Annotated in this window: 24 protein-coding genes; 22 read left to right on the top strand and 2 right to left on the bottom strand. The window is 71.2% G+C overall.

The features are described 5' to 3' along the window. The first annotated feature begins 222 nt into the window (after positions 1–222). The 5 genes from dop to prcA all read left to right on the top strand — a co-directional run bounded on the left by dop (position 223) and on the right by prcA (position 4,404). Positions 223–1,734, top strand: a complete 1,512-nt coding sequence (gene dop / locus Sdi02f_RS21345) for a depupylase/deamidase Dop (RefSeq protein WP_350889895.1) — start codon at positions 223–225, stop codon at positions 1,732–1,734. A gap of 178 nt (positions 1,735–1,912) precedes the next feature. Next, positions 1,913–2,131 (top strand): ubiquitin-like protein Pup, encoded by a 219-nt coding sequence (locus tag Sdi02f_RS21340; protein ID WP_030404682.1) that lies wholly within the window; start codon positions 1,913–1,915, stop codon positions 2,129–2,131. Between the two features lie 60 nt (positions 2,132–2,191). After that, positions 2,192–2,770, top strand: a complete 579-nt coding sequence (locus tag Sdi02f_RS21335) for an endonuclease VII domain-containing protein (RefSeq protein ID WP_037798989.1) — start codon at positions 2,192–2,194, stop codon at positions 2,768–2,770. Beyond that, positions 2,722–3,567 carry a proteasome subunit beta gene (gene prcB, locus Sdi02f_RS21330; protein ID WP_030404684.1) on the top strand — a complete coding sequence of 282 codons (846 nt, stop codon included), beginning with the start codon at positions 2,722–2,724 and terminating at the stop codon, positions 3,565–3,567. Before Sdi02f_RS21335 ends, prcB begins: the two co-directional genes overlap by 49 nt. 60 nt (positions 3,568–3,627) lie before the next feature. Beyond that, positions 3,628–4,404 carry a proteasome subunit alpha gene (gene prcA / locus Sdi02f_RS21325; RefSeq protein ID WP_108933846.1) on the top strand — a complete coding sequence of 259 codons (777 nt, stop codon included), beginning with the start codon at positions 3,628–3,630 and terminating at the stop codon, positions 4,402–4,404. Positions 4,405–4,413: 9 nt separating this feature from the next. On the opposite strand, the gene Sdi02f_RS21320 is transcribed toward prcA, so the two are convergent. Next, the gene (locus Sdi02f_RS21320) at positions 4,414–5,424 is read right to left on the bottom strand and encodes a LacI family DNA-binding transcriptional regulator (RefSeq protein ID WP_030404686.1); all 1,011 of its coding nucleotides are present in this window, start codon (positions 5,422–5,424) and stop codon (positions 4,414–4,416) included. A gap of 104 nt (positions 5,425–5,528) precedes the next feature. Between Sdi02f_RS21320 and Sdi02f_RS21315 the strand changes: the two genes are divergently transcribed. The 16 genes from Sdi02f_RS21315 (at position 5,529) to Sdi02f_RS21240 (ending at position 21,857) form a co-directional block, all read left to right on the top strand. Then, entirely contained in the window at positions 5,529–6,788 is a 1,260-nt protein-coding gene (locus tag Sdi02f_RS21315) for an MFS transporter (RefSeq protein ID WP_031087581.1), read from the top strand. Between the two features lie 9 nt (positions 6,789–6,797). Next, on the top strand, positions 6,798–8,159 hold the full coding sequence (pafA, locus tag Sdi02f_RS21310; RefSeq protein WP_030404688.1) for a Pup--protein ligase: 1,362 nt from the start codon (positions 6,798–6,800) through the stop codon (positions 8,157–8,159). 150 nt (positions 8,160–8,309) lie between these two features. Next, entirely contained in the window at positions 8,310–9,311 is a 1,002-nt protein-coding gene (locus Sdi02f_RS21305) for an FKBP-type peptidyl-prolyl cis-trans isomerase (protein WP_030404689.1), read from the top strand. Positions 9,312–9,371: 60 nt separating this feature from the next. Beyond that, on the top strand, positions 9,372–9,743 hold the full coding sequence (locus Sdi02f_RS21300; protein WP_030404690.1) for an FKBP-type peptidyl-prolyl cis-trans isomerase: 372 nt from the start codon (positions 9,372–9,374) through the stop codon (positions 9,741–9,743). Positions 9,744–9,880: 137 nt separating this feature from the next. Then, complete coding sequence (locus Sdi02f_RS21295) at positions 9,881–10,834, top strand: helix-turn-helix transcriptional regulator (RefSeq protein WP_030404691.1); 954 nt, start codon at positions 9,881–9,883, stop codon at positions 10,832–10,834. Positions 10,835–10,852: 18 nt separating this feature from the next. Further along, on the top strand, positions 10,853–11,887 hold the full coding sequence (locus Sdi02f_RS21290) for a helix-turn-helix transcriptional regulator (protein WP_063788256.1): 1,035 nt from the start codon (positions 10,853–10,855) through the stop codon (positions 11,885–11,887). 110 nt (positions 11,888–11,997) lie between these two features. Beyond that, a complete protein-coding gene (locus tag Sdi02f_RS21285) occupies positions 11,998–12,258 on the top strand; it encodes a hypothetical protein (RefSeq protein ID WP_030404693.1) in 261 nt (86 codons plus the stop codon). A 10-nt stretch (positions 12,259–12,268) separates the two neighbouring features. Then, positions 12,269–12,463 carry a hypothetical protein gene (locus tag Sdi02f_RS21280; protein ID WP_030404694.1) on the top strand — a complete coding sequence of 65 codons (195 nt, stop codon included), beginning with the start codon at positions 12,269–12,271 and terminating at the stop codon, positions 12,461–12,463. 280 nt (positions 12,464–12,743) lie between these two features. Further along, complete coding sequence (gene tatA / locus Sdi02f_RS21275) at positions 12,744–13,031, top strand: Sec-independent protein translocase subunit TatA (protein WP_030404695.1); 288 nt, start codon at positions 12,744–12,746, stop codon at positions 13,029–13,031. 47 nt (positions 13,032–13,078) lie between these two features. Continuing rightward, complete coding sequence (gene tatC, locus Sdi02f_RS21270; protein WP_030404696.1) at positions 13,079–14,029, top strand: twin-arginine translocase subunit TatC; 951 nt, start codon at positions 13,079–13,081, stop codon at positions 14,027–14,029. A 67-nt stretch (positions 14,030–14,096) separates the two neighbouring features. Further along, the gene (locus tag Sdi02f_RS21265) at positions 14,097–16,949 is read left to right on the top strand and encodes a DEAD/DEAH box helicase (RefSeq protein ID WP_030404697.1); all 2,853 of its coding nucleotides are present in this window, start codon (positions 14,097–14,099) and stop codon (positions 16,947–16,949) included. 317 nt (positions 16,950–17,266) lie between these two features. Continuing rightward, positions 17,267–18,895 carry a sensor histidine kinase gene (locus Sdi02f_RS21260; protein WP_055468370.1) on the top strand — a complete coding sequence of 543 codons (1,629 nt, stop codon included), beginning with the start codon at positions 17,267–17,269 and terminating at the stop codon, positions 18,893–18,895. A gap of 26 nt (positions 18,896–18,921) precedes the next feature. Beyond that, positions 18,922–19,299: a roadblock/LC7 domain-containing protein gene (locus Sdi02f_RS21255; protein WP_167308645.1), complete on the top strand. Its 378-nt coding sequence runs from the start codon at positions 18,922–18,924 to the stop codon at positions 19,297–19,299. Beyond that, positions 19,296–19,694 carry a DUF742 domain-containing protein gene (locus Sdi02f_RS21250; RefSeq protein ID WP_030404699.1) on the top strand — a complete coding sequence of 133 codons (399 nt, stop codon included), beginning with the start codon at positions 19,296–19,298 and terminating at the stop codon, positions 19,692–19,694. Before Sdi02f_RS21255 ends, Sdi02f_RS21250 begins: the two co-directional genes overlap by 4 nt. Further along, positions 19,675–20,295: a GTP-binding protein gene (locus Sdi02f_RS21245; RefSeq protein WP_030404700.1), complete on the top strand. Its 621-nt coding sequence runs from the start codon at positions 19,675–19,677 to the stop codon at positions 20,293–20,295. The genes Sdi02f_RS21250 and Sdi02f_RS21245 overlap by 20 nt, the downstream gene beginning before the upstream one ends. A 65-nt stretch (positions 20,296–20,360) precedes the next feature. Then, entirely contained in the window at positions 20,361–21,857 is a 1,497-nt protein-coding gene (locus Sdi02f_RS21240; RefSeq protein ID WP_030404701.1) for a cytochrome P450, read from the top strand. Here the strand turns inward: Sdi02f_RS21240 and Sdi02f_RS21235 are convergent. Further along, on the bottom strand, positions 21,851–22,825 hold the full coding sequence (locus tag Sdi02f_RS21235; RefSeq protein WP_108933845.1) for an RluA family pseudouridine synthase: 975 nt from the start codon (positions 22,823–22,825) through the stop codon (positions 21,851–21,853). The two genes, Sdi02f_RS21240 and Sdi02f_RS21235, sit on opposite strands and share 7 nt — an antisense overlap. A 107-nt stretch (positions 22,826–22,932) precedes the next feature. On the opposite strand from Sdi02f_RS21235, the gene Sdi02f_RS21230 reads away from it, so the two are divergent. After that, on the top strand, positions 22,933–23,514 hold the full coding sequence (locus Sdi02f_RS21230) for a GNAT family N-acetyltransferase (protein ID WP_167458221.1): 582 nt from the start codon (positions 22,933–22,935) through the stop codon (positions 23,512–23,514). The last annotated feature ends 239 nt before the right edge of the window (positions 23,515–23,753 follow it).

The raw sequence follows: 23,753 nt of genomic DNA, 5'->3' as shown, positions 1-23,753 counted from the left end.
GCTGCGGGTGCCCTCACCGGGTACCCGCAGCCGACTGTTTTCCGGAGGCCCCGGCTGGAGCAAGGCAATGACGCAAATGATCTCCCCGCCAGCGCAAAGGCGTTCTAGGCTCTTCCTTACCGCCGAGTCGCGCAGTGCGGGGACGGGCACCGCACACGCATCGGAGCGCCAGCGGTACTTGAGCGGCGCCCACTACGGGCGCCGCCGGGCAAGGAGGGCCGCATGACCGTACGGCGAGTAATGGGCATCGAGACGGAGTACGGAATCTCCGTCCCCGGCCACCCGAACGCCAATGCCATGCTCACCTCGTCCCAGATCGTCAACGCCTACGCGGCGGCGATGCACCGGGCCCGCCGGGCCCGCTGGGACTTCGAGGAGGAGAACCCGCTGCGGGACGCCCGAGGCTTCGACCTCGCCCGCGAGGCCGCCGACTCCAGCCAGCTCACCGACGAGGACATCGGCCTCGCCAACGTCATCCTCACCAACGGAGCACGGCTCTACGTCGACCACGCCCACCCCGAATACAGCGCTCCCGAAGTCACCAATCCCCGCGACGCCGTCCTGTGGGACAAGGCCGGCGAACGCATCATGGCCGAGGCCGCCGACCGCGCCGCGGCACTGCCCGGCGCCCAGCCCATCCACCTCTACAAGAACAACACCGACAACAAGGGCGCCTCCTACGGCACGCACGAGAACTACCTGATGAAGCGGGAAACCGCCTTCTCCGACATCGTGCGCCACCTGACGCCCTTCTTCGTCTCCCGCCAGGTCTTCACCGGCGCCGGCCGCGTCGGCATCGGCCAGGACGGCCACGAACACGGCTTCCAGCTCAGCCAGCGCGCCGACTACTTCGAGGTCGAGGTCGGCCTGGAGACGACGCTGAAGCGCCCCATCATCAATACCCGCGACGAGCCGCACGCCGACGCCGAGAAGTGGCGCCGCCTGCACGTGATCATCGGCGACGCGAACCTGTCGGAGATCTCGACGTACCTCAAGCTGGGCACGACGGCCCTGGTCCTGTCCATGATCGAGGACGGCTTCATCGCCGTCGACCTCGCCGTCGACCAGCCCGTACGCACCCTCCACCAGGTCTCGCACGATCCGACGCTCAAGCACCTGGTCACCCTGCGCAGCGGCCGCACACTGACCGCCGTACAGCTCCAGATGGAGTACTACGAGCTGGCCCGCAAGTACGTCGAGGAACGGTACGGCGCGGACGCCGACGACCAGACCAAGGACGTCCTCGGCCGCTGGGAGGACACCCTCAACCGGCTCGAGAACGACCCCATGAGCCTCGCCGGCGAACTGGACTGGGTCGCCAAGCGGGAGCTCATGGAGGGCTACCGCCGCCGTGACAACGTCGACTGGGACGCCGCCCGGCTGCACCTCGTCGACCTCCAGTACGCCGACGTGCGGCCCGACAAGGGCCTCTACAACCGCCTCGTGGAGCGGGGACGCATCAAGCGCCTGCTGGACGAGAACGAGGTCGAGCGGGCCCGTACGAAGCCCCCGGAGGACACCCGCGCCTACTTCCGCGGACGCTGCCTGGAGCAGTACGCGGACGACGTCGCGGCGGCCTCCTGGGACTCGGTGATCTTCGATCTGCCGGGGCGGGACTCGCTCCAGCGGGTCCCCACCCTGGAACCGCTTCGCGGAACGCGTAATCACGTCAAGGAGCTCCTGGACCGGTGCCGCACCGCGGACGACCTGGTCAGGGTCCTGTCCGGCGGGTGAGCAACCCGAGTGGGTACCGGGGAGTAGACAGCCGGACGGGGTGGAATACCCCAGGTCCGGGAACCATGGAGATGGCCCCCGTACGTTGGAGGAAGTGCGGGGCCGATGTCGGACCGGACTTGTAGGGTCTGATCTTGACCGAGCAACTGTGTCGGGCGAACCGAGCGGGGTGAGGGTTATGGCGACCAAGGACACCAGCGGCGGGCAGCAGAAGGCCACGCGGTCCACCGAGGAGGTCGAGGAGCAGGCGCAGGACGCGCAGACCTCGGAGGACCTCAAGGAGCGTCAGGAGAAGCTGAACGACGACGTGGACTCGGTCCTGGACGAGATCGACGACGTCCTGGAGGAGAATGCCGAGGATTTCGTGCGCTCCTTCGTTCAGAAGGGTGGCCAGTAGGCCGCTTTCGCCTTCGAAACGAAGGTCGACTCTGGGGGTTGGTGAGTGCGGGAGGGGCAGATGACGAAGCGCTGCTCGCGGTGCGGGGTGACCAAACCGCGGGCGGCCTTCGCCGCCAACCGAGCCGCTCGTGATGGCTTGCAGGGCTACTGCCGGCCGTGCGTGGCGGCGTACCATCAGGCCCGCCAGCTGGCCAGGGGCAAGAACGTGCGACCCAGGGTGGAGACCCCGGAAGGGCACAAGTACTGCCGGAGCTGTGGTGAGACGAAGCCTCACAGCGAGTGGCACCGCAATGCGAGTGCCTCTGACGGTCTTTCGACGAGTTGCAAAGTGTGCCGGGCGGTGAAGAGCCGGGCGGGCCATCTGAAGCGGAATTACGGTCTTACCGAGGCCGAGCGTGACCAGTTGATCGCCGACCAGGCCGGCGTCTGCTGCATATGTCTCGCCGCTCCCGCCGCACATGTGGATCACTGCCACGAGACGGGTAGGGTCCGTGGCGTACTGTGCTTCAGTTGCAACGCTGCGCTGGGGCAGTTCAAGGATCGGCCCGATGCCATAAGGCGGGCTGCCGCTTACGTGGAGGGAATCGCGTGGAAGCCAACACTCGTAGCACCGGGCGTCTACCGGCTGCCTTCCTGACGCCCGGGTCCTCCTCCTTCATGGACTTCCTCGGCGCGCACCAGCCGGAGATGCTTCCGGGCAACCGGCAGCTCCCGCCGGTGCAGGGCGTCGTCGAGGCGCCGCACGGTACGACGATCGTGGCGGTCACGTTCCCCGGTGGTGTCGTGCTCGCCGGTGACCGGCGGGCCACGATGGGCAACATGATCGCCCAGCGGGACATCGAGAAGGTCTTCCCGGCGGACGAGTACTCCGCGGTGGGCATCGCCGGTACGGCGGGGCTGGCCGTGGAGATGGTGAAGCTGTTCCAGCTGGAGCTGGAGCACTTCGAGAAGGTCGAGGGCGCGCAGCTCTCCCTGGAGGGCAAGGCGAACCGCCTGTCGACGATGATCCGGTCCAACCTGGGCATGGCGATGCAGGGGCTGGCCGTGGTGCCGCTGTTCGCGGGCTACGACGTGGACCGGGGCAGGGGCCGCATCTTCTCGTACGACGTGACGGGTGGCCGTTCCGAGGAGCGGAACTACGCGACCACGGGTTCGGGCTCGGTCTTCGCGCGCGGTGCGATGAAGAAGCTGTTCCGTGACGACCTGACCGAGGAGCAGGCCACGACGCTCGTGGTGCAGGCGCTGTACGACGCGGCTGACGACGACTCGGCGACCGGTGGTCCCGATGTCGCCCGCCGGATCTATCCGATCATCACTGTGATCACCGAGGACGGTTTCCGCCGGCTCGGTGAGGACGAGGCCGCGGAGCTGGCGGGTTCGGTGCTGCAGGCCCGGCTCGAGCAGCCCGACGGTCCGCGGGCCGCGCTGCTGTAGCGGGGCGGGTCTTCGTTGTCAGGTGGTCCAGTGATTTCGACAGGAAGGGACGGATAACCGGTGTCGACGCCGTTCTATGTATCTCCTCAGCAGGCGATGGCGGACCGGGCGGAGTACGCCCGCAAGGGCATCGCGCGTGGCCGCAGCCTGGTGGTGCTGCAGTATGCCGACGGCATCGTGTTCGTCGGTGAGAATCCGTCCCGTGCGCTGCACAAGTTCAGCGAGATCTACGACCGGATCGGCTTCGCGGCCGCCGGCAAGTACAACGAGTACGAGAATCTGCGGATCGGCGGGGTGCGCTACGCCGACCTGCGGGGTTACACGTACGACCGTGACGATGTGACGGCGCGGGGTCTGGCGAACGTGTACGCCCAGACGCTGGGCACGATCTTCTCCAGTCAGGCCGAGAAGCCGTACGAGGTGGAGCTGGTCGTCGCGGAGGTCGGTGACAGTCCGGAGCACGATCAGATCTACCGGTTGCCGCACGACGGTTCGATCGTGGACGAGCACGGCTCGGTCGCGGTCGGGGGCAACGCGGAGCAGATCAGCGGCTATCTGGACCAGCGGCACCGGGACGGGATGACGCTGGCCGAGGCGCTGAAGCTGGCGGTGCAGGCGCTGTCCCGTGACACCAACGGGAGCGAGCGGGAGATTCCGGCGGAGCGGCTGGAGGTCGCGGTGCTGGACCGGACGCGTCCGCAGCAGCGCAAGTTCAAGCGGATCGTCGGCGCGCAGTTGTCGCGGCTGCTGGAGTCCGGGGCGGATGCCGGTGACGACGTCGCCAAGGCGCCCGCGGTGGAGGAGACGGACACCGACTCCGGGTCGGACGAGGAGTAGGCGCCCGCCTCATCGCGGCGGGGCCGTGGAACCCCGTACCACCAGGCTGACCGGCAGGTCCCCCTCTTCGGGGGGCCTGCCTTCCAGTACCGCCAGCAGGGCGCGCATGCCGCGTTCGCCGAAGGCTTCCGCGTCGAGGCGGACGGTGGTGAGTTCGGGGTCGATGGCGGTGGCGAGGCCGAGGTCGTCGAGGCCGGTGACGGAAAGGTCGTCGGGGACGCGGAGCCCGGCCCGGCGGATGGCCTTGTAGGCGCCGGCGGCGAGTTTGTCGTCGTCGCAGACCAGCGCCGTGGGCCGGGGCCCGGGTGCGGCGAGGGCGGCCTCGGTGGCGGTCAGGGCGCCCTCGATGGAGATGGGGGCGTGGACGGTGCGCAGGTCGGTGCCGGGGACGTCGGCGAGTCGTGCGGCGAGTTCGCGGGCGCGTACGTCGAAGGTCCAGGAGGGGACGTCCGCGGCGAGGTGGAGGAAGCTGCGGTGGCCGAGGGAGAGCAGGTGTTCGGTGACCTGGCGGATGCCGTCGGCGATGTCGAGGTTGACCGTGGCGGCGCCCAGGCTGCCGTCGGGGTCGCTGTCGAGCATGACGAGGGGGAGCTGGTCGCCGCGGATGGCGGTGAGCGCGTCGGCGGCCATGGAGGAGGCGATGACGCCGTCGAGTGCGGCCTGTGCGGAGGCGAAGGGGTCCCGGGCGGGGCCGACGCCTTCGGGTGAGGGGTAGAGGACGACTCCGAAGCCGTGTGCGGCGGCGACTCGTGCCGCGCCCGTGTAGACCTCGGCGAAGAACTCCGTGGTGAGTGCGGGGACGACGAGCAGGACGGTGCGGGTGCGGCCGAGGCGGAGGTTGCGGGCGGCGAGGTTGGGGCGGTAGCCGAGTTCGGACGCGGCCTCGCGGACGCGCTGGGCCGTGGGTTCGGAGACCCGGCCGCGCCATTTGTCGCCGAGGACCAGGGAGACGGCTGCCTGGGAGACGCCGGCGGCTTGGGCGACGTCCCGGCTCGTGGGGCGGGTGCTGCCTCGTGCCACCGTTCGCCTGCGCTTTCGTCTGGACTGCTGAACAGGCGACATGGTACGTATGGCAGCGGACGTTATACGTAACACTTGTGTGAGTGGGAACAGGGAGGTGGGTCGTGGTCGCCGGTTATCTGGGCATTCTCCGGGCGCGGCATGCCGTGCGGCTGCTCGTCGGCACGCTGGTCGGGCGGTTGCCCAACGCGACCGCGGCGATCGCGATCGTGCTGTTCGTGCGGGCCGAGGGCGGCTCGTACAGCCTCGCGGGGGCGCTGGCGGCGGTGTACGGCGTCGCGAACGCCGTCGGGCAGCCGGTGCTGGGGCGGCTGGTGGACCTGTACGGGCAGCCGCGGGTGCAGTTGCCGGCCGCGGTGCTGTCGGCGCTGGCGATGGCGGTCTTCGCCTTCGCGGGTACGGGGACGGCCGCGCTGGCCTACGTGTCCGTGGGGGCGGCGGGGCTGTTCACGCCGCCGCTGGAGGGCGGGCTGCGGGCGCTGTGGCCGAGCGTGCTGGGCGAGGAGGACCAGGTGCACACGGCGTATGCGATGGACGCCGTGGCGCAGGAGGTCATGTTCACCGTGGGGCCGCTGCTGGTGACGGTGTGCGTGTCGCTGTGGTCGCCGCCGGCGGCCCTGCTGGTGCTCAACGGTCTCGGTGTGCTCGGCGCGCTGTCCGTGGTGGTGTCGCCGCCCTCGCGCGCGTGGCGGTCGGCGCCGCGGGAGGCGCACTGGCTGGGCGCGTTGCGTTCGGGCGGGCTGCTGGCGCTGCTGGGGGCCTTCCTGTTCATCGGGATGGCGCTCGGGTCGATCACGGTGGCCTCGGTGCCGTATGCGGACGAGCACGGCGGTGACGCCGTGTACGGGTGGCTGATGGCGGCGCTGGGCCTGGGGGCCCTGGTCGGGGGAGTGGTGTACGGGGCGCGGCGCTGGGCGGGTGAGCCGGCGCGGCGGCTGCGGGTGCTGGTGGCGTTGCTGGCGGTGTGTTACCTGCCGTTGATGCTGATGCCGGGCGCGGTGGCGATGGTGCTGCTGACGGTGGTGGCGGGGGTGTTCCTGGCGCCGTGCATCGCGTGTGCGTTCGTCCTGGTGGACGTGCACGCGCCGCGGGGGACGGTGACGGAGGCGTTCTCGTGGCTGGTGACGACGTTCACGGTGGGCGCCTCGGTGGGCACGGGGCTGGCGGGGCCCGTCGTGGAGCACGGCGGCGCGCTGTGGGGCTTCGCGGTGCCGGGGGCGGCGGGATGCGTCTCGTTGCTGGTGCTGGCGTCTACGGGGCGGGTCCTCGCAGCTCCCGCGCGGGGTGCGGTCGTTGCGGCTTCATCGGAAAATGATCCAAACCGTGCCGTCGAACCCCGTTTCAGTTCGGGTCATCAGGCGTAATGTTCAGTCATGGACCGCCGCATTTTCGGGCTGGAGAACGAGTACGGCGTCACGTGCACGTTCAGGGGACAGCGCCGCCTGTCGCCTGACGAGGTGGCGCGGTACCTCTTCCGCCGTGTCGTGTCATGGGGCCGCAGCAGCAACGTCTTTCTGCGCAATGGCGCCCGCCTGTATCTCGACGTGGGATCACATCCGGAATACGCGACACCCGAGTGTGACAACGTGACCGAACTCGTCACCCACGACAAGGCGGGCGAGCGCATTCTCGAAGGACTCCTGGTGGACGCCGAACGACGCCTGCACGAGGAGGGAATCGCGGGCGACGTCTACCTCTTCAAGAACAACACCGACTCCGCGGGCAACTCGTACGGCTGTCACGAGAATTACCTCGTGGCCCGGCACGGCGAGTTTTCGCGGCTGGCGGACATCCTCATTCCCTTCCTGGTGACAAGGCAGTTGCTCTGCGGTGCCGGCAAGGTGCTGCAGACGCCGCGCGGTGCGGTGTACTGCGTCAGTCAGCGGGCCGAGCACATCTGGGAGGGCGTCTCCTCGGCGACGACCCGGTCCCGGCCGATCATCAACACGCGTGACGAGCCGCACGCCGACGCGGAGCGCTACCGGCGGCTGCACGTCATCGTGGGCGACTCGAACATGTCCGAGACGACGATGCTGCTCAAGGTGGGCGCGACGGACCTGGTGCTGCGCATGATCGAGGCGGGCACGGTGATGCGGGACCTGACCCTGGAGAACCCGATCCGGGCGATCCGCGAGGTCAGCCACGACATCACCGGGCGGCGCAAGGTGCGCCTGGCCAGCGGCCGGGAGGCGTCCGCGCTGGAGGTGCAGCGGGAGTACTACGAGAAGGCCGTCGACTTCGTCGACCGCCGCGGCATCCGCACCGGCACGGTGGAGCGGGTGCTGGAGCTGTGGGGCCGCACGCTGGAGGCGATCGAGGCGGAGGACCTGGACCGCATCGACACCGAGATCGACTGGGTCATGAAGTACAAGCTCCTGGAGCGGTACCGGGCCAAGCACAACATGACCATGTCGCATCCGCGGGTCGCGCAGATAGACCTCGCCTACCACGACATCCACCGCCGTCGTGGTCTGTACTACCTGCTCGAGAGGAAGGGCCAGGCGGCCCGGGTCGCCAACGACCTGAAGATCTTCGAGGGCAAGTCCGTTCCGCCGCAGACCACGCGGGCCCGGCTGCGCGGCGACTTCATCCGGCGGGCCCAGGAGCAGCGCCGGGACTTCACGGTCGACTGGGTCCACCTCAAGCTCAACGACCAGGCGCAGCGCACCGTGTTGTGCAAGGACCCGTTCCGATCGGTGGACGACCGGGTGGAGAAGCTGATCGCGGGGATGTGACCCCGGACGGGGTGGGAGCCGGTCTTCCGCGCGAAAGGCGGAACGCCACACGGGCACCGTACGTTAGCCGTACGGTGCCCTTCTCACGCCGTAGAGTTGCGCGCACGCCAGCCATCAGGACCGACCCGATACCGATACGAGGCCCCCACCGTGCGCCGACGCTCCCTCCTCATCGCCGTCCCCGCGGGACTGGTCACGCTCTCCGCCTGCGGTGACGACGGCTCCGGCTCATCGAGCAACGCGAGCGACAGCCCGTCGCCGCAGGCGTCGGCCGGGTCCGCGCCGCCGCCGAAGATCGTCGACGGTCCGCTGCCGGCGATCACCGCGGGGACGAAGTTCGGCGAGAAGCCGACCGTGGCCAAGGGCAGCGGCGAGCCGTCCAAGGACGTCGCGGTCAAGACGGTCGTCGCGGGCGGCGGCAGGGCCGTCGCGGAGAACGACTTCATCGCGGCGGACTACCTGGGCCAGGTCTGGTCGAGCGCGAAGGTCTTCGACAACTCCTACGACCGCAAGACCCCCCTGGTCATCCAGCTCGCCCAGGGCAGCATCATCGACGGCTGGCGGTACGCGCTCACCGGCAAGAAGACCGGCAGCCGCGTCGAGTTCTCCGTGCCGCCCACGTGGGGGTACGGGGAGCAGGGCAACGAGCAGGCCGGCATCAAGGGTGACGACACGCTGGTGTTCGTGGTCGACATCAAGGACACCTTCAACGCGAAGAGCAGTGCCCGGGGCAAGCAGGTCCCGCAGGACGACGCCGCGCTGCCGAAGGTGGGCACCAACACGGACGGCGCGGCGCCCTCCATCGAGGTGCCGAAGACCGACGCGCCGAAGAAGCTCGTCGCGCAGTACGTCCTGGAGGGCGACGGCGCCGAGGTGGGCGCCCAGGACAGCGTGCTCGTGCAGTACAAGGGCGTGCTGTGGGACGGCGGCAAGGAGTTCGACTCGACGTACGCCAGGAAGCAGCTCACGTCGTTCTCGCTGCAGCAGGTGGTCAAGGGCTGGGCGCAGGGTCTGACCGGCAAGAAGGTCGGCAGCCGCGTTCTCGTCGTCATCCCGCCGGACCTGGGGTACGGGGACAATCCGCCGCAGGGCAGCGACATCAAGAAGGACTCCACGCTGGTCTTCTCCGTGGACATCCTCGCGAAGATGTGACCTCCCGGGGATGCAAGACTTGGGCCGTTGCCTTTCCGCAGACAAGCAGGAGCTGAACACGTGAGCATCGACAAGCCCGAGGTCGACTTCCCGGAGGGGGAGCCCCCCGCGGACCTCGAGATCAAGGACATCTGGGAGGGCGACGGCCCGGTTGCCGAGGCCGGGCAGACCGTGACCGTCCACTACGTGGGCGTGACCTTCAGCACGGGCGAGGAGTTCGACGCGAGCTGGAACCGCGGTGCTCCCTTCCGCTTCCCGCTCGGTGGCGGCCGCGTCATCCAGGGCTGGGACCAGGGCGTGCAGGGCATGAAGGTCGGCGGCCGCCGCCGGCTGACCATCCCCCCGCACCTCGCCTACGGCGACCAGAGCCCGACCCCGGCGATCCCGCCCGGCTCGACGCTGATCTTCGTGGTCGATCTGCTCGGAGTCTGACCGAAGTCCGAACGGACGGCGATCAGAGCCGGTCACCTGGGGTCCATGCCCGTCCGGGCGTGGGCCCTCGGCTTTTGCCGCGCCACCGCGGGACGGTACGGTCATCCGTCGTAAGCACCATAGGGAGAAGGGCGTCGATGGCCATTGCCAAGGCCGAGCGGCTGATGAACCTGGCGCTGTGTCTTCTCGGGACACGGCGGCCACTCAGCAAGCGTGAGCTGCGCGAGTCGGTCGAGGCCTATCTCGAGGCGGGCTCCGACGACTCCTTCAACCGCATGTTCGAGCGGGACAAGGACGACCTGCGCGAACTGGGGCTGGTCATCGAGACCGTGGAGAGCCTCGACGGCGAGATCGGCTACCTGGCCCGCCGGGACAGCAACCGGCTGCCGCCCATCACCCTGGACGCGGAGGAGGCCGCCGCGCTGGGCCTGGCCGCGAAGGTCTGGCAGCAGGCCCGGCTCGCCGGTGCCGCGAGCGGCGCGCTGCAGAAGCTGCGGGCGGCCGGGCTGCCCGAGGACGTCGACCCGTACGAGGCGCACGGCGCCCTGGAGCCCCGCATCCCGGTGCACGAGGCGGCCTTCGAGCCGCTGATGCTGGCCTGCCGCGACCGCCGGCCGGTCGTCTTCGACTACCGCAAGGCGAACGCCGCCCAGCCCGAGTCCAGGCACGTGGAGCCGTGGGCGCTGGAGTGCTGGCGCGGCCACTGGTACCTGGCCGGTTTCGACCGCGACCGGGGTGCGGAGCGGGTGTTCCGGCTGTCGCGGATCACGGGGAAGGTCCGCTCGCGCGGCGCGCGGTTCACCGCACCGGTGCCGGACGTCGTCACCGTGCGGGAGACGGTCGCGAGCTGGGCGGGGGAGAGCGCCGACCGGTCCGCGCTCATCCGGCTGCGCGCGGGCGCGGGGTACCCCCTGCGGGCGAAGGCCACCGGGGTGCGGGAACTCGGTGACGGCTGGGACGAGTTGGAGATTCCGTACGGGCACGGCCTGGACGCCTGGCTGGTGGAGTTCGGGCCGGACGTGGTGGTGCTGGAGCCGGCGGAGTTGCGTGCGGACGTGGTGGACCGGCTGCGTGCCGTCGCCAAGGGCTGAGGGGGAGCGGACAACACTGTGGCAGGCAAACCGGTCAGGCCCGTGAACGCCATCGACCAGACCCGGCGGATGCTGTCCCTGGTGACGTATCTGCGCGAGCGCCCCGGGGCCCGTATCGAGGACGTGGCGCGCGCCTTCGGGATCACCGAGGACGAGCTGGTCTCCGACCTCGACGTGCTGCCCATGTGCGGCACCAGTTTCCGCGGCGGCGACCTCCTCGACATCGACACCGACGGCGAGCGCATCTGGTGGCACAATCCCGCCGCGCTCGGCGCGGACGCCGCCGAACCGCTGCGGCTGGCCGCGGACGAGGCCACGGCGCTGCTGGTCGCCGCCCGGGCCGTCGCGACCCTGCCCGGGCTGCGCGAGAGCGACCGGCAGGCGCTGCTGCGGGCGACGGCGAAGGTGGAGACCTCGGCCGGCGAGGCCGCCGGTGCCAGCTCGCGTCTGTCCGTCACCTTCGAGTCCGAGGGCGGTGTCTTCGCCGACGTCGACCGGGCCATCTCGGAGCGCCGCCGGCTGTGGATCCGCTACTACTCGCCGGCCCGCGACGAGGTCACCGAGCGGGAGATCGACCCCATCCGGCTGGTCAGCGTCGGGCACACGTACGTGGAGGCGTGGTGCCGCCGTTCCGAGGCGCGGCGCACCTTCCGGCTGGACCGGGTGGCCGAGATCCGCATCCTGGACGAGCCGTCCGCGCCGCCGGAGGTGGAGCTGCGGGACCTGTCGGAGGGTCTGGTGCAGCCCGCCGCCGAGGATCCCGAGGTGGTCGTGGAGGTCGGCCCGGGCGGGCGCTGGGTGGCCGAGTACTACCCGCACGACAGCGCGGACGAACTCCCCGACGGCGGGCTGCGCATCACCCTGCGCACGCCCGACCCGGCCTCCCTGCGGAGGCTGGCGCTGCGGCTGGGGCGCGACGGGCGGATCGTCTCCCCGCCCGCCCTCGCCGACAGTGCCCGGCAGGCCGCCCGCGAGGCGCTGGCCGCGTACGACGGGACGGGGACGGCCGGGGCGGTCGACGGGCGGCACGACAGGCAGGAGCACGCACGGTGAGCAACCCCCTGGGGCCGTCCGGCCCTTCCGGCTCTTCCGGGCCTTCCGGGCCGTCCCGGCCCACCGGGTCTTCCGGACCGTCCCAGCCTTCCGGGCCTTCCGGGCCGGGCATGACCGCCGCGGTCGCGTTCGCCGGTATGAGACGTGTGTCACCGGTCGTCTTCAAGGCGGGCTGTCCGGAGTGCCGGGGCCGCTTCGAACTCGCCGCGAGCGCCCTGCGCCTGGCCATCGGCGCCACGAGCCGGACCACGTTCTACTCGTTCACCTGCCCCGAGTGCGGGTCGGCCGTGCGCAAGCCGGCGGGAGAGCGGGTCGTGGAGCTGCTCACCGGCGGTGGGGTCAGAACCCTGCGGCTGCACTCCACCGTCTAGTCTCGACGTCATGTTCTGGCCGATGTTCGCGGTTGCCGCGGGATTCCTGGGTCTTGCCGTCCTCGCGGTGTTCGCCGTGAAGGTGTTCGTGGAGGCGCAGCGCCTCGGCCGGCAGGTGTCGGACTCCGCCCGCCGGATCAGCCGGGCCGCGGAGGACCTGGAGCGGGCGACCGAGAGCGCCGCCCGTGCCGTCGACGCCTTGTGACCGCGTGAACCCGCCGCCGGGAGGTCCGGCGGGTGCCCCGGCGGACGGGTGCGAGTTATGTTTTGGGGCACTTCGCCCTGTCACCTCACGGGTTCCGGACGGTACGCTGCTGGTCGCGGCCAGGAAAACGAGGCCCGGTCGCGGACGGGAGTACGCACGGGGATTGCCTCGCGTTCACCCCTGAGCGTTACGATCGCTGCACAAGTCGATCGATCGGACGCATGTCCGGCCGGTCGGACAGCACCCCCACCCAGCCGCCTCGGTGAGAAGGTAAAGACTTATGTTCGGAAGGCTCGGCGCCCCCGAGATCATTCTCATCCTCGTCGTCATCATCCTGCTGTTCGGCGCGAAGAAGCTTCCGGACATGGCGCGCTCGCTCGGCAAGTCGGCGCGCATCCTCAAGAGCGAGGCCAAGGCGATGAAGAGCGAGGGCAAGACCGACGAGGCCGCCCCCGCCGACCCGCCGAACCCGGAGCAGTCCGCGGCGCAGCGCACCATCCAGGCCGCCCCCGGCGACGTGACCAGCTCCCGGCCGGTCACCGAGCCGACGGACACGACCAAGCGCTGACACAGGGCCGGTGACCTCCGGCCCGCCGCACGAGATGGGAACGTGGGTTGCTGAAGTCTGCCCGCAACAAGGAGAAGGATCCCGAGGGGCGGATGCCGCTCGCGGAGCACCTTCGTGAGCTCCGCAACCGGCTTGCGAAGGCCGTGCTGGCCATCGTCGTCGTCACCGTGGTCGCCGCCTTCTTCTATCAGGAGATCATCAACGTCCTCACCGAACCGATTCTGAAGTCGGTCGGCTGTGACAAGTCGTTCGGTGAGCTGGCCCAGGCGAAGGCAGGCTCCGAACCCTGCGCGCAGATCACCATCAACGGTCTGCTCGGCCCCTTCACCCTGGCCCTGAAGGTCTCCCTGACGGCGGGTGTCGTGCTGGCCTCCCCGGTCTGGCTCTACCAGCTGTGGGCGTTCGTCGCCCCGGGCCTGCACAGGAACGAGAGGAAGTACGCCTACGCCTTCGTGGCCACCGGCGCCCCGCTCTTCCTCGTCGGCGCCTACTTCGCCTACGCGGTGCTGCCCACCTCCGCGAAGGTGCTGATCGAGTTCACCCCGAGCGACGTCGACAACCTGCTGCCGCTGGACGACCTGCTCGACCTCGTCACGCGCATGGTGCTCGTCTTCGGCCTCTCCTTCGAGCTGCCCCTGCTGCTGGTGATGCTCAACCTCACCGGAGTGCTGTCCGGCAAGCGGATGCTCGGCTGGTGGCGCGGGATGATCATGGGCATCACGGTGTTCGCGGCCGTCGCCACGCCGAGCACGGACCCCCTGACCATGCTCATGCTGGCCGGACCGATCTGGGTCCTGTACTTCGGCGCGGTCACCGTCGCGCTGCTGAACGACCGCCGCAAGAGCCGCCGCGAGGCCCTGGAACCCGACGACGACGAGGCCTCCGACCTGGACCTCACGCCCGAGGACGTCGGTGAGGCCGAGCCCGTGACCACCGCCCGTGCCCTGCCCGAGCAGGCCACGAAGGACCGGGTCAACGGGTACGACGACGTGACCTGAGGGCCGCCGGGGCGGTGACGCAGGGCGCCGCCGCCCCCACGGAACCCCCACACGGCCGATCCCGATAATGATCGTCCGGTTGTCAGTGCGGCCCGGTACGCTCGAAAGCACGATGACAGAGGATCTCTCACCGGCCGAGCGGTACGCGGCAGCCCGTCAGCGCGCTGCCGAGCAGGCCACCGCGCTCGCCACCTTCCGCGAGATGTACGACTTCGGCCTCGACCCCTTCCAGATCGAGGCCTGTCAGGCGCTCGAGGCGGGCAAGGGCGTCCTGGTGGCCGCGCCCACCGGCTCCGGCAAGACGATCGTCGGCGAGTTCGCCGTCCACCTCGCCCTCCAGCAGGGCAGGAAGTGCTTCTACACGACGCCCATCAAGGCCCTGTCGAACCAGAAGTACGCCGATCTGTGCCGCCGCTACGGCACGGACAAGGTGGGCCTGCTCACCGGCGACAACAGCGTGAACTCCGACGCCCCGGTGGTCGTGATGACCACCGAGGTCCTGCGGAACATGCTGTACGCGGGCTCGCAGACCCTCCTCGGCCTCGGCCACGTGGTCATGGACGAGGTGCACTACCTCTCCGACCGCTTCCGCGGCGCCGTGTGGGAGGAAGTGATCATCCACCTCCCCGAGTCCGTGACCCTGGTGTCACTGTCGGCGACCGTGTCGAACGCGGAGGAGTTCGGCGACTGGCTCGACACCGTGCGCGGCGACACCCAGGTGATCGTCTCCGAGCACCGGCCCGTGCCGCTGTTCCAGCACGTGCTGGCCGGGCGCCGGATGTACGACCTGTTCGAGGAGGGCGAGGGCCACAAGAAGGCCGTCAACCCGGACCTGACGCGCATGGCCCGCCTGGAGGCGAGCCGCCCCTCCTACCAGGACCGCAGGCGCGGGCGCGCCATGAAGGAGGCCGACCGGGAGCGGGAGCGCAGACAGCGCTCGCGGGTGTGGACGCCGAGCCGTCCCGAGGTCATCGAGCGGCTGGACTCCGAGGGCCTGCTGCCCGCGATCACCTTCATCTTCAGCCGGGCCGGCTGCGAGGCCGCCGTCCAGCAGTGCCTGTACGCCGGCCTCCGGCTCAACGACGAGGGCGCCCGGGAGCGGGTGCGGGCCCTCGTCCAGGAGCGCACCGCCTCCATCCCACGCGAGGACCTGCACGTCCTGGGCTACTACGAGTGGCTGGAGGGCCTGGAGCGCGGCATCGCCGCCCACCACGCGGGCATGCTGCCCACCTTCAAGGAGGTCGTCGAGGAGCTGTTCGTCCGCGGCCTGGTGAAGGCCGTCTTCGCGACCGAGACCCTCGCCCTCGGCATCAACATGCCCGCCCGCTCGGTCGTGCTGGAGAAGCTCGTCAAGTGGAACGGCGAACAGCACGCCGACATCACCCCCGGCGAGTTCACCCAGCTCACCGGCCGGGCCGGGCGACGCGGCATCGACGTCGAGGGGCACGCCGTGGTGCTGTGGCAGCGCGGCATGAACCCCGAGCACCTCGCGGGACTGGCCGGCACCCGCACCTATCCGCTGCGCTCCAGCTTCAAGCCGTCGTACAACATGGCGGTCAACCTGGTCGAGCAGTTCGGCCGGCACCGCTCGCGGGAGCTGCTGGAGACGTCCTTCGCGCAGTTCCAGGCGGACAAGTCGGTCGTCGGGATCTCCCGGCAGGTGCAGCGCAACGAGGAGGGACTGGAGGGCTACAAGGCCTCCATGACCTGCCACCTCGGCGACTTCGACGAGTACGCCCGGCTGCGCCGGGAGCTGAAGGACCGCGAGCAGGAGCTCGCCCGCCAGGGCGCCAACCAGCGGCGTGCCGAGGCCGCCGTCGCGCTGGAGAAGCTGAAGCCGGGCGACGTCATCCACGTGCCCACCGGCAAGTACGCCGGCCTCGCCCTGGTCCTCGACCCGGGGCTGCCCGCAGGGCGGTCCAACGGCCACCGCGGCTTCGACCACCACGACGGGCCCCGCCCGCTGGTGCTGACCGCCGAGCGGCAGGTCAAGCGGCTGGCGTCGATCGACTTCCCCGTGCCCGTCGAGGCGCTGGACCGGATGCGGATCCCGAAGACGTTCAACCCGCGCTCGCCGCAGTCCCGCCGCGACCTGGCCTCCGCGCTGCGCACGAAGGCCGGGCACATCCCGCCGGAGCGGGCCCGCAAGAAGCGCTCCCAGGCGGCCGACGACCGGGAGATCGCCCGGCTGCGCAAGGCGATCCGCGCCCACCCCTGCCACGGCTGCGACGACCGCGAGGACCACGCCCGCTGGGCCGAGCGCTACCACCGGCTGCTGCGCGACACCTCGCAGCTGGAGCGCCGGATCGAGGGCCGCACGAACACCATCGCCCGCACCTTCGACCGGATCGTGGCACTGCTGACCGAGCTGGACTACCTGCGCGGCGACGAGGTGACCGAGCACGGCAAGCGCCTGGCGCGGCTCTACGGCGAGCTGGACCTGCTCGCCAGCGAGTGCCTGCGCGAGGGCGTCTGGGAGGGGCTGTCCCCGGCCGAGCTCGCCGCCTGCGTCTCGGCGCTGGTCTACGAGTCCCGGGCCGCCGACGACGCGATGGCGCCGAAGGTGCCCTCGGGCAAGGCCAAGGCCGCCCTCGGCGAGACGGTCCGGATCTGGGGCCGGCTCGACGCCCTGGAGGAGGACTTCCGGATCAGCCAGACCGAAGGGGTGGGCCAGCGCGAGCCCGACCTCGGCTTCGCCTGGGCGGCGTACATGTGGGCGTCCGGCAAGGGCCTCGACGAGGTGCTGCGCGAGGCGGAGATGCCGGCCGGTGACTTCGTGCGCTGGTGCAAGCAGGTCATCGACGTCCTCGGCCAGATCGCGGCCGCCGCGCCCGGTACCGGCTCCACCGTGCCGAAGAACGCGCGCAAGGCCGTCGACGAGCTGCTGCGCGGAGTGGTCGCCTACTCGTCCGTGGGCTGACCCGGCCCCGACACCCCACAGGCCCGGCGGGAGAACCCGCCGGGCCTGTTCTCGTACGCCGTGAGCGCACTACTGCATGTGTTCGAATGACTCCGGGCCGTGCAAATGGGCCCGACCCTACTCCAGCGGCCGGGGCCGTTTCAGGTGCTTGCCGAATATGACACCACGATGATCCGGTCGGACTAAGCTCGCCCGCAGCGCACCGAGTTGAGGTGAAATCGCGCGCTTGTTCCCCATGCGCCGAAGCTCCCGGAAAGTCCCCGGCCTACCCCGCCGCATGCGTGCCCATCCCCGCCGACTCGTTTCAGAAGGCCTACATGGTGAGTGTTGATTCCCCTCCAGGTCGCCGCGAACTTCCCTATGCGCGCGTGCTGTTGCTGCCGGTCATAGTGATGGCCGCGGTCACCGGGGCCGCCGTCGCCCTCGTGACGGAACCGGCCCGGCCCGCCGTCGGCCTGTGCGGTGCCGTCGCCACCCTCCTGGTGCTCACCGCGGCCGCCGAAGCCGTGCGCCGCGGCCGCGTGCTGCGGGCCCAGCGCGCCGAACACGCCCGTCACACCGCCTACCTGGACCACCGGGCCGCGGGCCACCACGAGGAGATGGTCCGCCTCGGGGCCGAGGTCATCCCGAACGTCCTGCGGTTCATGCGCCGGGGCGCCACGCCCCGCGAGGTGATGAACCGGCTCGGCGAGGTGGACCCCTCGTACGCCGAACTCGGCGAGCCACAGCGTCAGTTGGTCCGGATGGTCTGCGAGATCGTCGACCACGAGGACTCCATGAGGGAGTCCGCCGAGCGCTCCTTCGTCGACATCGCCCGCCGTGTCCAGGCGATCGTCCACCAGCAGAACAAGGAACTGCGCGAGATGGAGGAGGACCACGGGCGCAACCCGGAGGTCTTCGACGACCTCCTGCGCATCGACCACGGCACCTCGCTGATCGGCCGCCTCGCCGACTCCATCTCCGTCATCGGCGGAGGCCGGCCCGGACGCCAGTGGCCCGAACCGGTCGCCCTCTACAGCGTGCTGCGCGGTGCCATGTCCCGGATCCTGGAGTACCGCCGGATCAACCTGGCCTCCATCGCCAAGGTCAACATCAAGGGCACCGCGGTCGAACCCGTCATCCACGCCGCGGCCGAACTCCTCGACAACGCCACCCGCTACTCGCCGCCCGCCGCCAAGGTGCACGTCACCGCGACCGAGGTGCAGAGCGGCGTGTGCATCGAGATCGAGGACGCCGGCGTCAGCCTCAGCGAGGAGTCCCGCGCCCGCATCGAGGGCCTGCTCGAACAGGCCAAACGCGGCACCGACGTGCAGGACCTCGCCCAGCACCCGCGCCTGGGCCTGTCCGTGGTGGGCCGGCTGTGCACGCAGTTCGGCATGGACGTCTCGCTGCGCGCCTCCGCGTACGGCGGCGTCCGCGCCATCCTCATCGTGCCCAGCAAGATGCTCACCACCGAGCCCGGCGTCGGCCTCGCCCACGGCATCGGCGCCACCTCGATCCCCACCCCCGGCCCGGACGCCCTGCCCGGACCGCAGCGCAAGCCCAAGAAGCGCCGCCCCACCAGCCCCCGCATCCCCGCCTCGGTCCCCCTGGAGGACGACGTTCCCGAGGTGACCGAGTGGACGGCGGGCGGCCTCCCGCAGCGCCGCAGCCGGGTCAGGATGCCGCTCAGCCAGCGCCTGGCCGAACAGGCCGCCTGGGAACGCGAGGACGCCGAACGCGAGGCCCGCAGGGTTGCCGAACGCGCCCGCGACGGCGTCCCCGCGCCCGCCGGACCCCACGCCGCGCCGAAGAAGGAGGACCAGGGCCTGCCGCCCGGTCACTTCATCGGCGCCTTCTGGGAGGGGCTCAAGCAGCACCCGGGCACCACCACCCAGACCCACCCGCAGTCCAGCAGCAACGCGCCGGCCCACGCCCCGGCAGACGACGAGGGGAACCTCAAGTGATCGAGCAGCAAGGCAAGTTCGACTGGATGCTCCGGGACCTCTACGACGGCGTCCCGGGCATCGAGATGATCGTCGTGCTCTCCGCCGACGGCCTGCGCATCGCCCGCTACTCCGGCGACCCGGACGCCGCCGACCGCGTCGCCGCCGCCTGCGCCGGCCTGCAGAGCCTCGCCAGTGCCGTCAGCCAGGAGATCCCCACCAGCGACGGCGACATGAAGATGGTGCTCATCGAGATGAACGGCGGCTACTTCTACCTGATGGCCGCCGGGCCCAACGCCTACCTCGCCGTCCTCTCCGACGTCCGCTGCGAACCCGGCCGGATGGGTCTGAGCATGGCCGACCTGGTCGCCCGGATCGGCCCCCACCTCACCAGTCCCGCACGGCGCAACGGGCAGACCGTATGACCCCTCCCCAGCGCCAGAGGCGATCCACCGGGGCGGCCTCCGACGGCGTGCCCGCCAAGGAGGGCGAACTCCGCAACCCCGAGCGGCTCTTCGTCATCGGCGGCGAAGGGGGCGGCGAACGCGCCGACCTCGACCTCGTCACCCTGATCGTGGCCCGCGCCGACCCCCCGGTGTCCGCCACGCCGGAACAGGCCGCCCTGCTGCGGCTGTGCGCGGCCCCCCTGTCCACAGCCGAGCTGTCGGCCTACCTGAGCCTGCCGTTCAGCGTGGTGACCGTGCTCCTCACCGACCTGCTGGCGAAGGAACTGGTGCAGGCCCGCGCCCCGATCGTCCGCCAGAAGGTCGCCGACCGAAACCTCCTCGAAGCGGTGATGCATGGACTTCAAAAGCTCTGACACGATCCCGGGCCCACGGACCGAGGACCGGCTGCCCCACACCGCCGAGGCCGCCGTGAAGATCGTCATCGTGGGCGGCTTCGGGGTCGGCAAGACCACCATGGTCGGCTCGGTCAGCGAGATCAGACCGCTGACCACCGAGGAGACGATGACCCAGGCCGGCATCGGGGTCGACGACAACTACGGGTCGGCCTCCAAGACGGCCACCACCGTCGCCATGGACTTCGGCCGCATCAGCATCACCGACGAACTGGTGCTCTACCTCTTCGGCACCCCCGGCCAGGAGCGCTTCTGGTTCCTGTGGAACGGCCTGTTCGAGGGCGCCCTCGGCGCGGTCGTCCTCGTCGACACCCGCCGTCTGGAGGTCAGCTTCGACGTCATGGGACGCCTGGAGGAACGCGGCGTGCCGTTCGTCGTCGCCGTCAACAGCTTCCCCGACGCGCCCCGTTACCCCGTCGCGGAACTGCGCACCGCGCTCGACCTGCCCGAGGAGATCCCCATCCTCGACTGCGACGTACGGCGCCGGGCCTCCAGCCGGGACGTCCTGATGACCCTGATGCGCTTCCTGCACTCCCTCGCCGTGAAGGGCGCGCTGACCTGACCCGCGCCCGCCGACACCCCCTCCCTTTCCCACGTGACCCACACCTTTTGCCGCGGAGCGAGACTGTGACGCCTGAGAGCCACTCCCCGACCGGAACGGGCGACCCGATGCTCGGACCACCGCCCACCTGCCCCGCACACGGCCTCGGGCCGGGCGGACTGCGCCGGCTGCACGAGGCGGCCGACCTGGAAGCGCTGTACGAGCAACTGCGCGAGCAGCACGGGCCGGTGGCGCCCGCACTGCTCCACGACGACGTACCCGTGTGGGTGGTCCTCGGGCACGCCGAGAACCTGCACATGGTGAGCACCCCCTCCCAGTTCTGCCGCGACAGCCGGATCTGGACCCCGCTCAACGAGGGCATGGTCAAGCCCGACCACCCGCTGATGCCCCACATCGCCTGGCAGCCCATCTGCTCCCACGCCGAGGGCGAGGAGCACAAGCGGCTGCGCGGGGCGGTCACCAGCGCCATGTCCGACCTCGACTTCCGGGAACTGCGCCGGCACATCAACCGCTACACCCAGCGCGTCGTCAACCGGTTCTGCGAGGAGGGCCGCGCCGACCTGGTCGGCCAGTTCGCCGAGCACCTGCCGATGGGCGTGATGTGCCATCTGCTCGGCATGCCCGAGGAGTACAACGACCGGCTGGTGGAGGCCGCCCGCGACACCCTCAAGGGCACCGACACGGCGATCGCCAGCCACGCCTACGTCATGGAGGCGCTGGGCCGGCTCGCCGCCGCCCGCCGGGCCGAACCGGCCGACGACATCGCCGGCCACCTCGTCACCCACCCGGCCGGGCTCACCGACGACGAGGTCCGCGAACACCTGCGGGTGGTCCTGCTGGCCGCCTACGAGGCGACCGTCAACCTCATCGCCAACGTGCTGCGGGTGGTCCTCACCGACCCGGGCTTCCGCGCCCAGCTCAGCGGCGGGCAGATGACGGTGCCCCAGGCGGTCGAGCAGTCACTGTGGGACGAGCCGCCGTTCAGCACCGTCTTCGCCTACTTCGCCAAACAGGAGACGGAACTGGGCGGCCAGCGCATCCGCGCCGGCGACGGCCTCCTGTTCGGCATCGCGCCGGGCAACGTCGACCCGCGCATCCGCCCCGACCTGAGCGCGGACATGATGGGCAACCGAGCCCACCTCGCCTTCGGCGGCGGCCCGCACGAGTGCCCCGGGCAGGACATCGGGCGGGCCATCGCCGACGCCGGAATCGACGCGCTGCTGATGCGGCTGCCCGACGTACGGCTCGACTGCGACGAGGACGAGCTGCGGTGGCGGTCGTCGATCGCGTCGCGGCACCTGGTGGAACTGCCGGTGCGGTTCGAACCCAGGGCGCAGCAGGACATCAGGGAGCAGCCGAGCCACGCCCCCGCCCCGGCCCAGCGCGCCCCCTGGCACGTCGGCATGCCCAAGCCGGAACCCCGCACGCAGCCGCCGCTGCCGTCCCAGCCGCCGCAGCCCGTGTCGGTGACGGCCGCCGAGCCCCAGCAGGGGCCGGCCGCGGGGCAGCAGCCGCCCCGGGGCGCGTGGCAGCGCTTCCTGCGCTGGTGGCGCGGCTACTGACAGCCGTCGCGGTCCCCGTACGCCGCCCAGTCCTCGTACGCCGTCCAGGCGCCGAGGGACCGGCCGCTGCGGAAGCGGTGCGCGCGCCCCGTGACCGGATCGGTGAACGCCAGCTTGCGCGCGAGCAGTTGCAGCGGGCGCCGGAAGTCACCGGCCGGCACGGGGGCGGCCACCCCGGGGTAGAGGGGGTCGCCGAGGATCGGCACGCCGAGCGCGCTCATGTGCACGCGCAGCTGATGGGTCTGGCCGGTGCCGGGCACCAGCCGGTACCGCCCGAGGCCGCGGTCGGGCCGGTGGCCGAGCAGTTCGACGCGGGTCACGGCGTTCGGCTCGCCGTCCACCTCGCGGGCGGCGAGGACTCCGCGCTCCTTCAGGATCCGGCTGCGGACCGTCCGGGGGAGGGCGAGCGCGGGATCGTACGGGGCGACGGCCTCGTACTCCTTGTCGACCCGCCGGTCGGCGAACAGCCCCTGGTAGGCGCCGCGTTCCTCCGGGCGCACGGTGAACAGCACCAGGCCCGCGGTGAGGCGGTCCAGGCGGTGGGCGGCACCGAGCGCCGGCACGCCCAGCTCCCGGCGCAGCCGTGCCAGCGCGGTCTGGGTGACGTGGCCGCCGCGCGGGGTGGTGGCCAGGAAGTGCGGCTTGTCCACGACCACGATGTGCTCGTCGCGGTACACGATCTCCAACGGGAAGGGCACGGGCACCTCGGCGGGCAGCTCGCGGTGGAACCACACGAACAGGCCCGGCTCGTACGGCGCGTCGCGCGCCACGGTGCTCCCGTCCGCCCCGACGAACGCCCCGGCGTCGAACATGCCGTCCACCACGCCGGCGCCCGCGCCCGACAGCCGCTCCACCAGGTGCTCCCGCACCGTGGACCACGGCCCGTCCGCGGGCAGCCGCACGCGCACCGCGTCGATGCCGTCGCGCTGCGGCAGGGGCGAGGGCGGGGGAGGGGTACGGCGTCTCATCACCTGCCAGCGTACGAGGCGGCGACCCGCGGCGGCGGGCCGAGGCGGCGGCGCGACCCGGGAAAACCGCTGGGCCGCGGGCTCCCCCCGTTGGCAGGATGCCGCCCATGCCCTACCTGACCCGCCCGGTCCTTCCCGCCGGCACCCTCTCCCGCACCCCGCAGCCCACCCTCCCCACCGGCGACGGGCTGCTGCTGCGCCCGTGGCGCACCGAGGACGCGCCCTCCGTGCACGCGGCCTTCCAGGACCCGGTGATGCACCAGTGGCACATCCGCGCCGCCGACTCCGAGGAGGAGGTACGGGGCTGGATCACCGAGTGGCAGCAGGCGTGGGAGCGGGAGCGCGACGCCCAGTGGGCCGTGGCCGACGCGGCCGACGACCGGCTGCTGGGCCGGGTCGCCCTGCGGCAGGTTCTGCTCGGCGACGGGGTGGCGGAGGTCGCCTACTGGACGACGGCGGACGCCCGCGGCCGGGGCGTCGCCGCGCGGGCCACACGCACCCTCGCCCGCTGGGCCCTGGACGAGACCGGCTTCCAGCGCCTGGAACTCTCCCACGCGGTGGCCAACGAGGCCTCGTGCCGCGTGGCCCACAAGGCCGGCTTCGCCCTGGAGGGCACCAAGCGCCGCGCCCTCCTCCACCCCGACGGCTGGCACGACATGCACCTGCACGCGCGCGTACGGGGCGACTGAGGGTCCGCGCTCCGCGGGTGCGAGGGCTCACCGAGGGGGAGTGCCGGGACGCAGGGCCACGACGGGCCTCCGGGACGAGGTCTGGGTCGGGGGATCGGCCGGGGCCGCCCCTGCGTGGCGTGCTGCTTCGGGTGGGGGGTCTGCGTCGGGGCGCTGGGGTGTGTGCCGCGGGCGGGGCGGGTTCGCGGCGGCCGGCCGGGTGTCGGAGGGGGCACGCGAGGGCCCGTCGGCGGGGTTCC

The sequence above is a fragment of the Streptomyces ardesiacus genome, assembly GCF_003112575.1.
Taxonomy (GTDB): Bacteria; Actinomycetota; Actinomycetes; order Streptomycetales; family Streptomycetaceae; genus Streptomyces; species Streptomyces ardesiacus.
This window is presented reverse-complemented; position numbering and strand designations above follow the sequence as displayed.

Coding starts and splice junctions, on each gene's coding strand:
- dop (WP_350889895.1), top strand. CDS start 223: ATGACCGTACGGCGAGTAATGGGCATCGAGACGGAGTACGGAATCTCC.
- Sdi02f_RS21340 (WP_030404682.1), top strand. CDS start 1,913: ATGGCGACCAAGGACACCAGCGGCGGGCAGCAGAAGGCCACGCGGTCC.
- Sdi02f_RS21335 (WP_037798989.1), top strand. CDS start 2,192: ATGACGAAGCGCTGCTCGCGGTGCGGGGTGACCAAACCGCGGGCGGCC.
- pafA (WP_030404688.1), top strand. CDS start 6,798: ATGGACCGCCGCATTTTCGGGCTGGAGAACGAGTACGGCGTCACGTGC.
- Sdi02f_RS21295 (WP_030404691.1), top strand. CDS start 9,881: ATGGCCATTGCCAAGGCCGAGCGGCTGATGAACCTGGCGCTGTGTCTT.
- Sdi02f_RS21285 (WP_030404693.1), top strand. CDS start 11,998: ATGACCGCCGCGGTCGCGTTCGCCGGTATGAGACGTGTGTCACCGGTC.
- Sdi02f_RS21280 (WP_030404694.1), top strand. CDS start 12,269: ATGTTCTGGCCGATGTTCGCGGTTGCCGCGGGATTCCTGGGTCTTGCC.
- tatA (WP_030404695.1), top strand. CDS start 12,744: ATGTTCGGAAGGCTCGGCGCCCCCGAGATCATTCTCATCCTCGTCGTC.
- Sdi02f_RS21265 (WP_030404697.1), top strand. CDS start 14,097: ATGATCGTCCGGTTGTCAGTGCGGCCCGGTACGCTCGAAAGCACGATG.
- Sdi02f_RS21260 (WP_055468370.1), top strand. CDS start 17,267: ATGGTGAGTGTTGATTCCCCTCCAGGTCGCCGCGAACTTCCCTATGCG.
- Sdi02f_RS21255 (WP_167308645.1), top strand. CDS start 18,922: ATGCTCCGGGACCTCTACGACGGCGTCCCGGGCATCGAGATGATCGTC.
- Sdi02f_RS21250 (WP_030404699.1), top strand. CDS start 19,296: ATGACCCCTCCCCAGCGCCAGAGGCGATCCACCGGGGCGGCCTCCGAC.
- Sdi02f_RS21245 (WP_030404700.1), top strand. CDS start 19,675: ATGGACTTCAAAAGCTCTGACACGATCCCGGGCCCACGGACCGAGGAC.
- Sdi02f_RS21235 (WP_108933845.1), bottom strand. CDS start 22,825: ATGAGACGCCGTACCCCTCCCCCGCCCTCGCCCCTGCCGCAGCGCGAC.
- Sdi02f_RS21230 (WP_167458221.1), top strand. CDS start 22,933: ATGCCCTACCTGACCCGCCCGGTCCTTCCCGCCGGCACCCTCTCCCGC.